The sequence below is a fragment of the Rhizobium sp. WYCCWR 11152 genome, assembly GCF_013087615.1.
In the GTDB taxonomy this organism is placed as follows: domain Bacteria; phylum Pseudomonadota; class Alphaproteobacteria; order Rhizobiales; family Rhizobiaceae; genus Rhizobium; species Rhizobium indicum.
In genome coordinates, this window is sequence record NZ_JABFCP010000006.1 from 419248 (window position 1) to 431769 (window position 12522).

Below are 12522 nucleotides of genomic sequence, written 5' to 3' on the forward strand. Positions count from 1 at the left end.
TCTTCATCGCGCCGGATGTGTTTGATTTGTCAATAAGCTGGTCTATGTCTCGTAGCATGTTCAAGCTCGCGCATATCTCCGACGTCCACCTCGGGCCGTTGCCCAGTCTTTCCATTCAAGAGCTGTTTTCAAAACGCATAACAGGCTTTGTGAACTGGCATCGAAATCGACGCAAGCACCTTTTCGGCAGCACGTTGGATCTGCTGCTCGACGATATTCGCGCCCATCAGGCCGATCACGTGGCCGTCACCGGCGACCTCGTCAATCTGGCGAGCGGCATTGAGATTCGCGCCGCCGCTGCATGGCTGCGCGCGCTCGGAGATCCCGCAGACACGTCGGTCGTTCCCGGCAATCATGACGCCTATGTGCCAGGCGCCTATGAGAAGACGATGCGCGCCTGGTACGATTATGTCCGCGGCGATCTCGCTCCGCCGCAATGGCAGGACGACCGCCATATCTTTCCTTATCTGCGCGTCCGCGGCAAAGTCGCGATTGTCGGCTGTTCGACGGCGGTCGCCACCCCGCCCTTCGCCGCCTCTGGCTTTTTCGGCGCGCGACAGGCCCGCGATACTGTCAACATACTGCGTGCGGCTGGCGAAGCTGGTCTTTTCCGCGTCGTCATGATCCATCACCCGCCGATCCGCGGCGCCACTGCCTTCTACAAACGGATGATCGGCATCCGCCGCTTCGCCGCCGTGATTTCGACGGGCGGCGCCGAACTCGTGCTGCACGGCCATACGCACCTGAACACGCTGCATTGGCTGCGCGGCCAGATGCAGCCGGTGCCGGTCGTCGGCATCGCCTCTGCCTCGCAGGGACCGGGCAGCATCAAGCCGCCCGCCGCCTACAACCTCTTCTCCATCGACGGCTCACCCGGCGCCTGGGAGCTCAGCGGCGAGCGCTTCAGCCTCAACAGGGCCGGTGACGCGGTGATGCCGGAAAGCGCCGATATTTTCGCGCCTTAGCGCTGGTTCCTAGCTCTTTTTGTGCGGCACTTGAATCGATCTGCGAGGACATCAGTCCACCGTCGCAACATTTGCCATAGAGGTTGCTTACCCTCTTGGTATTTTTAGTGGTAAGCGTACAATCCGAGCAACTGCATTGCCTGAGAACGGAGCGCGCCGATGACTTCTTCCTTCCGCCACCTGTCCAGACTTTCGCTCGCCGTTGGCTTTGCCTTCGGCATCGCCACGGCCGCTTTCGCGGCCGGCGACAGCAACGATGACACCAATCCGCCGCCGAAGACCCAGACGACCAAGACCTGCACCGGCGGCAAGGTCTGGGACAAGACCAAGAAGGAATGCGTCAACCCGAAGAAGAGCAGCTTCAACGACGACGATCTCTATCAGTTCGCCCGCGAGTTTGCCTATGCCGGCCAGTATGACAACGCCATCACCGTGCTCAATCTCGCTCGCAACCAGAACGACCCGCGCGTCCTGAACTATCTCGGCTACGCCAACCGCAAGGCCGGCCGCATGGAGCTCGGCATGTCCTACTACCGCAAGGCGCTGCAGGCGGATGAGAACTATATCCTCGCCCGCTCCTATATGGGCATGGCGCTGGTGGAACAGGGAGACATCCAGGGCGCCCGCGTCCAGCTTGTCGAAATCCGTGATCGCGGCGGCGAAGGCACCTGGGCCTATCGCTCCCTGCTGCAAAGCTTGAACGGCTACAAGACATATTGACGCAAGCTTTGCAGGCCACAATACGAAAATCCCTTGGGAAAGAGGGATGAAGACGACCGGATGCTTGCGAAGTGCAGGAGACTTGTTTCATAAAGCACATGCATCGACGGCGTCGATAAAGTCGGTTTCGCGCCCGACGGCGAACCCTTCGTCCGCGAAACCATTGTGAATGCTTTTTGGATAGACAATGCGTCAGCCCGCAACGACCATCGATCTCCGGCGTGATCTCGTCGGCCTCCTGCCCCGCCTTCGCCGCTTCGCGATCACGCTCGCGGGTGAGGTTGCCGTGGCCGATGAACTCGTTCAGGCCGTCTGTCAGCGCGCCATCTCCAAAGGTCATCAATGGAGCGGCGAAGGCCGGCTGGAAAGCTGGATCTACACGCTTGCCCGCCAACAATGGACCGACGACAACCGCAAGCGCAAGCCGAAGGCTTCCGTCCGCGGCAACGTCACCGATATTCGCGAGGCCGCGCGCGATCGCTCGGCCGCAGTCGATCCCGAACCCATCCATCACATGATTTCCGATATGCCGGATGGCGTTTCCAGCATGTTCCTGCTGGTAGACGTCGAAGGCCACAGCTACCAGCAGGCGGCCGACATCATGGGCATTCCGGTGGCAAACGTCGTCTCGCAGCTCGCGACCGCGAGGCTGCATTTCGCCGCGCTTGCCGGCACCCACCCGATCCACAGGTTCTGAATTTGCTCGATCTTAGGAAATTGCCGCTCGAAGCCCAGCTCACCGCCCTCCTCGACGGCGAAGTCTCGCCCGAACAGCGGCACGAACTGGAGCAGCGTCTGGCAAGCGACGAGAATGCACGCCGGCTGCATGAGAAGCTGCGCCACGGGGCTGATTTCGGCCGCCGCCGCCTCGACGATATCCTGAAGGAGCCGGTACCGCTCGCCCTCGTCCGCTCGATCAAGAGCACGCAGCCGCCGAAAACGCCGATCGCCCAGCGCGCCACGCGCCCGCAAGTGAAACTGGCGCCGAGCGGCCCGCAGGCGCTGGCCGCCGCCCTCATCCTCTTTGTCGTCGGTTGTGGTATCGGCTATTTCGTCGGCACCGCGCCGGATGCCGACGAGATTGCCAGCACGGCGACCACCAATGCGGCACCGGCCAATACCAGCGACTGGCTGGGCGACGTCACCGCCTATCAGCGCCTGCTGATCCGCCAACCCCGTCATCTCGTCGAAGTGCCCGCCTCGCAGGCCGAGGAAATCTCCAGCTGGCTGACGACGGCGATCGGCGTGCCCTTCCGCGTGCCGGATCTGAGCGCCGAAGCCTGGACCTTCCAGGGCGCGCGCGTCATCCTTGGCGACAGCCGCCCTGTCGGACAGCTCGTCTATTCTAATTCCGATGGCGACATCATCTCCATTTGCTTCCGCAAGGACGCGCAACCGCCGGAGACCGACGACTTCAAGGAAACGATCAAGGACGAGATCGGCCTCGTGACCTGGCACAATGCCGGCACCTCCTATGTGCTTGCCGGCCCCTCCGCCGAAGCAACGCTCGGCCAGCTCGCCATGGAGATCGCCACCGCGATCTGATTGCCGGAGCATGATGCCGAGCAGTATCGTACGACATCGTGCGTCGCTTTGATTTAAGGCACCAGCACTACCTTGCCGACCGCCCGCCGCCCTTCGATGGCGCGATGCGCTTCCGCCGCTTGATGCAGTGGGAAACGACCGCTGTCGATAACCGTCACGGCGCCCGCCGCGGTAAGCTCGAAGAGCGCGGCAAGATCCTCCCGCACCCCCTGAGGCGTCAGCAGCGGCAGCAACGAAAATCCCTTGATTGACTGATTGTCGTCAAGCATGTGCTCGACATCGGCCGCCTCGAGCCCGAACCGCCCCATCGCCGCCAGCACCAGCTCGCCGCAAGGCGCCAGCGCATCGAGTGCCGCCCTTGAAAATACGCCGCCGACGGTTTCATAGATGATATCCGCGCCGAGCCCTCCGGTCAGCCTTTTGACGTCCTCCTGCCAGCCAGGCGCCGTATAATCGACCGCATGATCGGCGCCGAGAGACAGGGAAAGCGCCCTCTTCTCGTCACTGCTCGCCGCCGCGATCACCATCTTCGCCCCGTCACGTCTCGCGAGCTGCACAAGCAGCGACCCGACACCGCCCGCTGCCGCACTCACGAGAACATTCTTGCCTTTCGCGGGACTGCGGCGCAGCAGATGCAGCGCCGTCAGCCCCTGCACCATCAGCCCGGCAGCCGCCTCGAAAGAAACCGCATCCGGCAGCTGCATCACCGCCCCGCCGTCGACCGCGACGAATTCGGCATAGCCGCCCGAACCGCGCCCGATCGCAAAGAGAGGAACGGCAACCCGCATGCCAATGAGCGAGCGGTCGGCACCAGGCCCTGCTCGCTCGATCGTACCCGCGACCTCGACACCGGGAAACATCGGCAGGTCGGGCGTTGCGGCGTAACGGTCGGCCCGCATCAACACCTCGAAGAAGTTGACACCCGCTGCATGGACGCGGACGAGAACCTCACCCGGCCCCGGCTCGGGCACCGGCAGTTCTACGACCTCGAGGACATCGGGCGGACCGAAGCGAGTGAATTGGACGGCTTTCATGGCAGATGCACCTCACGTCTGATTGGCGTGGGGCAGGTTTAGCAATAGACTATCACATAAAAATACACACTCTTTCGTGCCATACCCACCAGGAGGTGACCATGGCTGAGCCGATGAAAAGACTCCCCGAGCTGCCGGTCGAGCGTGCGCTGAAGGTGATCTCAGGACGCTGGAAGCCCATCATCCTCTATTACGTCTTCTCCGGCCCGAAGCGTCTTTCGGAGCTGAAGCGGATGATGCCCGCCATTACCCAGAAAGTGCTGATCCAGCAGCTGCGCGAGATGGAGGAGCATGGGCTGGTCGCCCGCCAAGTCTTTGCCGAGGTCCCCGCCCGTGTCGAATACAGCGCGACTGAACTCGGCCTCGGTCTCGAACCGGTGCTGCTGGCGCTCTGCCAATGGGGCCAGCGCCACGCAGAGGCGCGAAATGAAGCCGACGAGATCGCCGACTGCATCGTCAGGCCGCGCCGCGCTACAGCGCCGCGCGTCTTTTCAGACGCGCATAATACGCTGTAACACTTTGAATTGCTGCGATCGCGGCCTGAAGCCTTCCGAAATCAGGCCTTGCCAGCCTTCACGTCGAGCACGCGGTTGGCGGCCGAGACGATCGCTTCCAGCGACGCCGCGACGATGTTGGTATTGATGCCGGCGCCGAAGAGTTTGCCGCCGGGATAGGAGGTCTCGACATAAGAGATCGCCGCCGCGTTCGAGCCATGCTGGAGCGAATGCTCGGAATAGTCCTCGACCGACATCTCGATGCCGAGATAATGCGACAGCGCATTGATAAAGCCGTCGATCGGGCCGTTGCCGCGCCCTTCGATGCGCTTGATCTCCCCATTGTCGGTGATCTCGGCTGCAACGATCCGCTGGCCCTTGTGCTCGGTGTCGGGATAGGTGTGATGGTCGACGAAGCGCAGGCGCCCTTCCGGCTGTGTCACGTAGCGCTCGATGAAGCGGTCGTAGATGCGCCGGGACGGAAGCTCCTTGCCCTCTACGTCGGTGATACGCTGGATATCCTCGCGGAATTCCACCTGCAGGTTACGCGGCAGGTTCAGCCCGTAATCCTGCTGCAAGATATAAGCGATTCCGCCCTTGCCGGACTGAGAGTTGATGCGGATGATCGCCTCGTAGGAACGACCGACATCGCGCGGATCGATCGGCAGGTACGGGACCTCCCACACGGGATGGTTGGCGACCTGTGCTGCCTTCATGCCCTTGTTGATCGCATCCTGATGCGAGCCGGAGAAGGCCGTATAGACCAGCTCGCCGACGTAGGGATGACGCTCGCCGATTGCCATCTGGTTCGAATATTCGAACACTTCCTTGATGCGTTCGATATTCGAGCAGTCGATCTCGGGATCGACGCCTTGCGTGAACATGTTCAGCGCCATCGTCACCATGTCGACATTGCCGGTGCGCTCGCCATTGCCGAACAGCGTGCCCTCGACACGGTCGGCCCCTGCCAGCAGTGCCAGTTCGGCAGCGGCAATGCCGGTGCCGCGGTCGTTATGCGGATGCAGCGAAACGATCAGGTTCTCGCGATTGTCGAGGTTACGGCACATCCATTCGATCTGGTCGGCATAGACGTTCGGCGTCGCCATCTCGACGGTGGACGGCAGGTTGATAATCAGCTTGTTATCGGGCGTCGGCTTGACGACCTCGATGACGGCGTTGCAGATCTCCAGCGCCACATCGAGTTCCGTGCCGGTAAAGCTCTCCGGCGAATATTCGAAACGGTAACCGCCGCCAGCCTTCGTGGCCATATCGGTGATCATCTTGGCGGCATCGACGGCGATCTGCTTGATGCCCTGCACATCCTTGGCGAAGACGACGCGGCGCTGCAACTCACTGGTGGAGTTGTAGAAGTGCACGATCGGCCGGTTTGCTCCTTCCAGCGCTTCGAAGGTGCGGGTGATGAGTTCCGGGCGGCACTGCACCAACACCTGCAGGGAGACGTCGTCGGGCACATTGCCCTCCTCCACGCACCAGCGGGCGAAGTCGAAATCGGTCTGCGAAGCCGAGGGGAAACCGATTTCGATTTCCTTGAAGCCCATCTCGATCAGCAGATGGAACATCCGCGCCTTGCGATCGTGGCCCATCGGGTCGACGAGCGCCTGGTTGCCGTCGCGCAGGTCGACCGAGCACCAGACCGGTGCCTTGGTAATGGTCTTCGTCGGCCATGTGCGGTCGGGAATGTTCACCTGCGGATAGGCCCGGTATTTCACCGCGGCGTCGGGCATGCCTTTTGCGGGGCTCATCTCGCTCTTGGAGGCCATCTTATCTCGGGGGGATTGCGTCTTCGCGTCCATCGTATCGTCTCCTCGTCCCGGCATTTGCCCGCTCTTAGCCGATCACGTCGGGCTTGGCGATAAACAAATGCGGACCTTGTCGGTCGTTAGGTCAATTTTGAAAGTGAGTCGCGAGGAGCGATGGCCGGGCGGGCTTTCGGCCGCCGGGCGCTCCTCAAAGGACCCGGCAACCGCGCGTAAGGCCGAGGAGAAGAAGCGAGGTCAGGGCGCGCGTATTGTCACGCAGGGCGATGCGGCCGCGTGCAATCGTGTCAGAAATTCTGGCGCCAGTGGTCTTCATGACCGCGCTTATAGCCTCGGGCGGTGACGCTGGCAAGTCCTTGCCCGGCTTTTGGTCGCCGCCAACGGTCGACGAGCTTCCGTTACCTCGACTGAGCCCGGTCTTTCCAAATCTTCACCAGCCGAGACAGTGCGAGCATCAGCCCACCCGCGATCAGGCCCCAGAAGGCACCGGAAATACCGCCGAAGGAAACGCCGGAGGCGGTGACGAGGAAGGTGATTGCCGCCGCCTCCCGTGAGTCCGGAGCCTGGAAGGCCGACATTGCCGAGGACGAGAAGGCGCCGACCAGCGCCAGTCCCGCCACCGCCTCGATCAGGATGGGAGGCGCCAATGCGACGAAGGCCGTCACCGCGCCGGCAAGCAAGCCGAGGATGATATAACCGACGCCGGCAATCAGCGATGCCCAGTAGCGCCGCTTCGGATCGGCATGGGCATCTTGCCCCGCGCACATCGCCGCAGTGATCGCAGCCAGATTGACCGCGTGGCCGCCGAACGGCGCCGAGAGCAGCGAGAAGAAGCCGGTGACGGCAAAGAGCGGACCGGGCTTCGGGTCGTAGTGATTGACCTTCAGCACCGCGATGCCGGGAATGTTCTGCGAGGCCATGGTGACGATGAAGAGCGGCAACGCGATCGAGATGAGGCCGGCAAGATTGAACACCGGCCGGACGATTTCCACCGTCGGCACCAGTGATTGTTCCAGCGAGCTGAGCGCACCGTCTGGGATATCGACGCCGAAGGCGAGCACCAGCACGAAGGCCGCGAGTGCTGCCGGCACCGCCCAAAGCCGCTTGAAGGCGCCGACGACGATCCAAGCGACGACGATCGGCAGGCCGAACAGCGGATTGAAGCCGATCGCCTTCACCGGCGCGAAGCAGAGGCCGATCAGCACGCCGGCGAGCATCGCATTGGCGAGTGGTGCCGGAATGGCGGCAACCGCTCGCCCGAGCGGCTTGAACAGCCCAGCAACGATAATCAGCGCAGCACAGATCAGGAATGCCCCGACCGCCGCATTGAAGCCGCCCTCGATCGCCCCGGTGCTTGCCAGCAGTGCGGCGCCCGGTGTCGACCAGGCGATGCTGACCGGCAATCGGGTCACGGCACTGAGCACGATCGCGCAGACGCCCATGGAAATCGACAATGCCATCAGCCCGGAAGCCGCCTGCACCTCCGTAGCGCCGACCGCCTGCAACCCGTGCAGCACGACGGCGAAGGAGCTGGCGGAACCGACGAAGGCGGTCAGCAGCCCCATGAACAGGGCCTGGACGGAAAAATCTTTGAGCATGGCGGGACTCGTAGGCTGCTGGAATGGCGCATGGAGCATGATGGTTGTCCCAGACGCAAGTCCGGATTCAGTGCTTTCCGTTCAGACCTTGCCGATAGGAGACCATCTCCGTTCAAGCACTATCCGAAAACAGAACGCCCTCACCTGCGATCGGCAGGCAAGGGCGGGTTCCTGGCAGCTTTGGCTGATAAAACTTAGATATCGGCCTGCGACGTGACGATCCGTGAAACGAGGCCATACTCCTTCGCCTCTTCGGCCGAAAGCCAGTAGTCGCGATCCGTATCCTTGTCGATCTTGTCGAGCGGCTGGCCGGTGGCTGCTGCCATGATCCTGTTCAGGCGCTCGTTCATCTTGATGATCTCGCGCGCCTGGATTTCGATGTCCGATGCCATTCCGCGCGTGCCGCCGGAGGGTTGATGCAGCAGGAAGCGCGTGTTCGGCAGGCACAGGCGCCGCTCCTTCGGAGTGGCGACATAGATCAGCGCGCCGGCGGAGGCGACCCAACCGGTGCCGATCATCCAGACCTTCGGCTTGATGAACTTGATCATGTCATGAATGGAATCGCCGGATTCGACGTGGCCGCCGGGCGAATTGACATAGATACGGATGTCCTCGTCGCTGGCCGCGGCAAGCGCCACGAGCTGCGAGCAGACCTTCTGCGCCAATTCCTGATTGATCGGTCCGTAGATGAAGATCGAACGCGACTTGAAAAGATTCGCCTCCGTTTCCTTGCCGAGCGGCAGTTCCTTCGTCTTGTCGTCCTGGTCTTCGTCGTTCATTCGAACCTCTTGGAGATGAATTCGGGTTCCTCGCACATAGTGCGACTCAATGCCTAAAACAATGCGGGAAAAACACAAGGCACCGAAGCGATGGAGATATCCTTAAGAAGCCGCGCGCCGTTCTGCAAGCCTTACTGAATTGTAACGGCGAAAGGCTTTGAAAAGCCTAAATCGGTTCCTACCTCAGCCCTCACGCGGCAAACGCCGCATCAGATGATTAGGAGGCAGGACAATGTCACCCGAAGAACGCCAATTGCTGACCGCCCTCTTCGACCGCGTACGCACCGCCGCGGCCACACCGCGCGACCGCGACGCCGAGGCCCTGATCGACCAGGCGACGCGCGAACAGCCCTCCGCTACCTACTATCTGGCCCAGGCCGTCATCGTTCAGGAAAAGGGGCTGGAGGCGGCCGCCAACCACATCAAGGAACTCGAAGAGCGTGTCCACCAGCTGGAAGCCGGCGAGAGCGAACACCGCCAGGCCGAACAGGGCGGCGGCTTCCTGAGCTCAATCTTCGGTACCAGCCAGACGCAGCAGTCGGCACCCGTTCCCGGTCCCTGGGGCAGCGCGCCGCGCCAGGCCTCTCAGTCGCAATATGACGATACCCGCGGCGGCGATGTCCGTCAGATGCCGCAGCAGCCGACCGGCCCCTGGAGCCAGCAGGCTTATGCGCCGTCCGCCGGCGGTAGCTTCCTGCGCGGCGCGCTCGGCACAGCGGCGGGCGTTGCCGGCGGCATGCTGCTTGCCAATTCGCTGAGCGGCATCTTCGGCAACCACATGTCCTCGCTCGGCTGGGGCTCGCCCTTCGGCGCCAACCCCTTCGGCAATGCCAGCGCGCCGACCGAAGAAACCGTCATCAACAACTATTACGGCAATGACGACACCCGCCAGGCCTCCGACAACGCTGCCGATGACAACGATAACGCCAACGTGCAGCAGGCCGATTACGACGATGGCGACGACTCGTCCGGCGACGACGTTACGGATGTGTGAGTTCTAGGGGCCGGCGACGGACAGCGTTTGCTGCACCGTTGCCCGGCCCTTCGCTTGGGCTCAGGGCGTTCGCCGCTGCAATCGATTCACTGGATCGATTGCTCGGGCTGCGCCCCACCGCGGCTCACCCACGGCCGCGATAGGTGGCAACGCCCTGCTCCGGCAGCCACACGCCTTCCGGCGGCTTGCCCGTCTGCCAGAAAACATCGATCGGAATGCCGCCGCGCGGATACCAGTAGGCGCCGATCCTGAGCCACCGGGGATCGAGTAGCTCGACGATGCGTTTGGCGATATAGACCGAGCAATCCTCGTGGAAAGCGCCGTGATTGCGGAAGGAATGCAGGAAGAGCTTCAGCGACTTCGATTCCACCAGCCATTCGCCCGGAATGTAGTCGATGACGATATGGGCAAAATCCGGCTGCCCGGTCATCGGGCAGAGCGAGGTGAATTCCGGCGCGGTAAAGCGCACGACGTAATCGGTGCCGGCATGGTTGGACGGCACTTTTTCAAGCACCGCCTCCTCCGGCGACTGCGCTGTTTCGGTTTGCTGGCCCAGCATCGACAGGCTGGAAACATCGGTATTCGGCATTATGCCTCCTTGACGACTTTGACGCGGATGCCGTGAGCCTTTTCGCCCTCCGGTTCCACATGAATTGCAATGGTGGCGCCCTCGTGCACCGCCCTGATGGCATCCTCAAGGCGGTCGCATATATCATGCGCCTGCCGCACCGACATCGCGCCGGGCACCACCATGTGGAAATCGATGAAGGTGACGGTGCCCGCCCGCCTCGTTTTCAGGTCATGCACGCCGATCGAGCCCGCCGCGTGGCTGGCGATCGCCTGCTTGATCGCCTCCTCCTCCTGCGGCTCGACTGCCTGGTCCATCAGCCCGCCGATCGATTGCGAGATCACCTTCCAACCCTGATAGAGGATGTTGACGGCAACGAGAATGGCAAGCACCGGGTCGAAGATCGCATATCCCGTTGCCAGCGCCAGCAGCAGGCCAACGAGCACGCCGACGGAGGTCACGACGTCGGACATGATATGCTGTCCATCCGCCGTCAGCGCTGCCGAGCGATGTCTGCGTCCAGTCCGGATCAGCAACCGCGCCCAGATCGCATTGATGACACCGGCCGCGAAGTTGATCGCAAGGCCGAGCACGGGTGCGTCCAGCATGCGCGGCTCGGCGAGATAACCAACCGCCTCGTTGACGATCAGCAGGGCGGCGACGACGATCAGCACGCCCTCGGTGACGGCAGACAGATATTCCGCCTTGTGATGACCGAAGGGATGGTCGTGATCGGCCGGCTTCTGCGCATAGCGGATGACGAAGAAGGCGATGAAAGCGGCAACGACGTTGACCGACGATTCGAGCCCGTCCGACAGCAGCGCCACCGACCCTGTGACCCACCAGGCCACCATCTTCAGCCCCATGACGCCGAGCGACAGCGGAATGCCCCACATCGCCAGCTTGCGAACCGTAAGATCGCCGTTGTCACTCATATCGTTCCCCTGCGGTTGCGAATGAATTGCAGCTTTCAAGCCGTTGAAACGCAAAACCGCCCACGCGAATGTCGCGCAGGCGGTTCAGTTCAGGGTGATATGGGGGAAGACGGCGGATTTGTCAAAGGGCAATGAGGTTCCCCTTCCGCATGGCTCAAGGAGCAGGCTCGGAGAGAATAGTCTGCGGCCAGCGTAAGAGCGCCGCCTGCCCTGCAGGCGTCAGGGCGTAGACGCCCTTCTCCTTGCGTTCGAACCATCCGTAGACGTTGTCGAGCAGGATTCGGCCGGCATTGGGCACCTGAGCCTTCATATCCCGCGGTCGCCCGACCCCACGCTCGATTGCGGCGGCGCAGAGCAGCACCTGTTGACGATAGGCGGTCATAATTGGCGCCCGCGTGCTGCCGCCGACGGCGGGATCGCCGTGGCGGCGCTGATGCTCCTTGACAAGGCGCGTGCGCCGCTTGGGATTGGTGCGCGGCATCGGCGAGACGGAACTGACGATGATGCTGACCTCGCCGGCATCGGAGACGCCGAGCATGCCGATGCCGAGCCTGCGGCAGAGATCGCGATAGCGTTTGTCGGTCTCTCGCCCCCGACCCTTGGCGGAGACGCGGGCCGCGATCCAGACCTCATCGCTCATCGCCGCGCGGTCGACCGCCTGGAGAAGCAGTTCGAGGTTGAAGGAGAGCTTGAGTTCGCAGACCACCACGACCGGCGGCTCGGCATCGCTGAGGCCCACGAGATCGCACCCGCCGACCTCGCCCTTCACGACATAACCCGCAGCCTCCAGGAAAGCTTTGACCGGCAGGTAGAGCGATGTCTCCATATTGAAAACCGCGTCTCAGGCGGCGTTGAGATCGGCAATCTCGCCATATCGTGCAAGCAATCGCGGCGACGACATATCCCCGGTTTCCTCATCGACAATCACGGCATAAGCCGCCACGCCGACGAAACGCTCCGACATCGCCGAGGCGATTTTCTCCGCGCTGACGGAGTTCGATGCCTGGCGCATTTCACCGGGGACGAGATTGCCGCGGTTCTTGCGATAGGGAAGAACGATGAACTTTTCAGCATTGGCCACGTCGAATATCCCGATTGATCGTTCCTGAAAT

General features: G+C 62.4%; 14 protein-coding genes. 6 read left to right on the forward strand and 8 right to left on the reverse strand.

Annotated features, from left to right (window positions below):
* Nucleotides 1-56: 56 nt before the first annotated feature.
* The 4 genes from G9X67_RS08010 to G9X67_RS08025 all read left to right on the forward strand — a co-directional run bounded on the left by G9X67_RS08010 (nt 57) and on the right by G9X67_RS08025 (nt 3230).
* Nucleotides 57-965, forward strand: a complete 909-nt coding sequence (locus G9X67_RS08010; RefSeq protein ID WP_064651966.1) for a metallophosphoesterase — start codon at nt 57-59, stop codon at nt 963-965.
* 159 nt (nt 966-1124) lie between these two features.
* Entirely contained in the window at nt 1125-1685 is a 561-nt protein-coding gene (locus G9X67_RS08015) for a hypothetical protein (RefSeq protein ID WP_138386910.1), read from the forward strand.
* A 187-nt stretch (nt 1686-1872) separates the two neighbouring features.
* The gene (locus G9X67_RS08020; RefSeq protein WP_171598458.1) at nt 1873-2382 is read left to right on the forward strand and encodes an RNA polymerase sigma factor; all 510 of its coding nucleotides are present in this window, start codon (nt 1873-1875) and stop codon (nt 2380-2382) included.
* A 2-nt stretch (nt 2383-2384) separates the two neighbouring features.
* Nucleotides 2385-3230: an anti-sigma factor gene (locus tag G9X67_RS08025; RefSeq protein ID WP_064651968.1), complete on the forward strand. Its 846-nt coding sequence runs from the start codon at nt 2385-2387 to the stop codon at nt 3228-3230.
* Between the two features lie 53 nt (nt 3231-3283).
* Here the strand turns inward: G9X67_RS08025 and G9X67_RS08030 are convergent, their stop codons facing one another.
* Entirely contained in the window at nt 3284-4264 is a 981-nt protein-coding gene (locus tag G9X67_RS08030; protein WP_171598459.1) for an NADPH:quinone oxidoreductase family protein, read from the reverse strand.
* A 5-nt stretch (nt 4265-4269) separates the two neighbouring features.
* On the opposite strand from G9X67_RS08030, the gene G9X67_RS08035 reads away from it, so the two are divergent.
* On the forward strand, nt 4270-4779 hold the full coding sequence (locus G9X67_RS08035; RefSeq protein WP_171598460.1) for a helix-turn-helix domain-containing protein: 510 nt from the start codon (nt 4270-4272) through the stop codon (nt 4777-4779).
* 41 nt (nt 4780-4820) lie between these two features.
* On the opposite strand, the gene leuA is transcribed toward G9X67_RS08035, so the two are convergent.
* The 3 genes from leuA to G9X67_RS08050 form a co-directional block, all read right to left on the reverse strand.
* The gene (gene leuA / locus G9X67_RS08040) at nt 4821-6572 is read right to left on the reverse strand and encodes a 2-isopropylmalate synthase (RefSeq protein ID WP_027664091.1); all 1752 of its coding nucleotides are present in this window, start codon (nt 6570-6572) and stop codon (nt 4821-4823) included.
* Between the two features lie 362 nt (nt 6573-6934).
* A complete protein-coding gene (locus tag G9X67_RS08045; protein WP_138330365.1) occupies nt 6935-8134 on the reverse strand; it encodes a benzoate/H(+) symporter BenE family transporter in 1200 nt (399 codons plus the stop codon).
* Nucleotides 8135-8328: 194 nt separating this feature from the next.
* Nucleotides 8329-8913, reverse strand: a complete 585-nt coding sequence (locus G9X67_RS08050) for an ATP-dependent Clp protease proteolytic subunit (protein ID WP_003561390.1) — start codon at nt 8911-8913, stop codon at nt 8329-8331.
* Between the two features lie 232 nt (nt 8914-9145).
* On the opposite strand from G9X67_RS08050, the gene G9X67_RS08055 reads away from it, so the two are divergent.
* Complete coding sequence (locus tag G9X67_RS08055; RefSeq protein ID WP_138330364.1) at nt 9146-9907, forward strand: DUF2076 domain-containing protein; 762 nt, start codon at nt 9146-9148, stop codon at nt 9905-9907.
* A 124-nt stretch (nt 9908-10031) separates the two neighbouring features.
* Here the strand turns inward: G9X67_RS08055 and queF are convergent, their stop codons facing one another.
* The 4 genes from queF to G9X67_RS08075 form a co-directional block, all read right to left on the reverse strand.
* A complete protein-coding gene (gene queF, locus G9X67_RS08060; protein ID WP_012758487.1) occupies nt 10032-10496 on the reverse strand; it encodes a preQ(1) synthase in 465 nt (154 codons plus the stop codon).
* Nucleotides 10496-11410, reverse strand: coding sequence for a CDF family cation efflux transporter EmfA (emfA, locus tag G9X67_RS08065; protein WP_138330363.1), 915 nt, complete (start codon nt 11408-11410; stop codon nt 10496-10498). The genes queF and emfA overlap by 1 nt, the downstream gene beginning before the upstream one ends.
* A gap of 154 nt (nt 11411-11564) precedes the next feature.
* A complete protein-coding gene (locus tag G9X67_RS08070) occupies nt 11565-12236 on the reverse strand; it encodes a DUF2161 family putative PD-(D/E)XK-type phosphodiesterase (RefSeq protein WP_025395495.1) in 672 nt (223 codons plus the stop codon).
* A 15-nt stretch (nt 12237-12251) separates the two neighbouring features.
* Entirely contained in the window at nt 12252-12491 is a 240-nt protein-coding gene (locus G9X67_RS08075) for a hypothetical protein (protein WP_003541831.1), read from the reverse strand.
* Nucleotides 12492-12522: the final 31 nt, after the last annotated feature.

Bases quoted from the DNA above. Each gene is read 5' to 3' on its own strand.
- G9X67_RS08045 (WP_138330365.1), bottom strand. From the start codon at position 8,134: ATGCTCAAAGATTTTTCCGTCCAGGCCCTGTTCATGGGGCTGCTGACC.
- G9X67_RS08015 (WP_138386910.1), top strand. From the start codon at position 1,125: ATGACTTCTTCCTTCCGCCACCTGTCCAGACTTTCGCTCGCCGTTGGC.
- G9X67_RS08020 (WP_171598458.1), top strand. From the start codon at position 1,873: ATGCGTCAGCCCGCAACGACCATCGATCTCCGGCGTGATCTCGTCGGC.
- G9X67_RS08010 (WP_064651966.1), top strand. From the start codon at position 57: ATGTTCAAGCTCGCGCATATCTCCGACGTCCACCTCGGGCCGTTGCCC.
- G9X67_RS08035 (WP_171598460.1), top strand. From the start codon at position 4,270: ATGCACCTCACGTCTGATTGGCGTGGGGCAGGTTTAGCAATAGACTAT.
- G9X67_RS08070 (WP_025395495.1), bottom strand. From the start codon at position 12,236: ATGGAGACATCGCTCTACCTGCCGGTCAAAGCTTTCCTGGAGGCTGCG.
- queF (WP_012758487.1), bottom strand. From the start codon at position 10,496: ATGCCGAATACCGATGTTTCCAGCCTGTCGATGCTGGGCCAGCAAACC.
- G9X67_RS08050 (WP_003561390.1), bottom strand. From the start codon at position 8,913: ATGAACGACGAAGACCAGGACGACAAGACGAAGGAACTGCCGCTCGGC.
- G9X67_RS08055 (WP_138330364.1), top strand. From the start codon at position 9,146: ATGTCACCCGAAGAACGCCAATTGCTGACCGCCCTCTTCGACCGCGTA.
- leuA (WP_027664091.1), bottom strand. From the start codon at position 6,572: ATGGACGCGAAGACGCAATCCCCCCGAGATAAGATGGCCTCCAAGAGC.
- G9X67_RS08030 (WP_171598459.1), bottom strand. From the start codon at position 4,264: ATGAAAGCCGTCCAATTCACTCGCTTCGGTCCGCCCGATGTCCTCGAG.
- emfA (WP_138330363.1), bottom strand. From the start codon at position 11,410: ATGAGTGACAACGGCGATCTTACGGTTCGCAAGCTGGCGATGTGGGGC.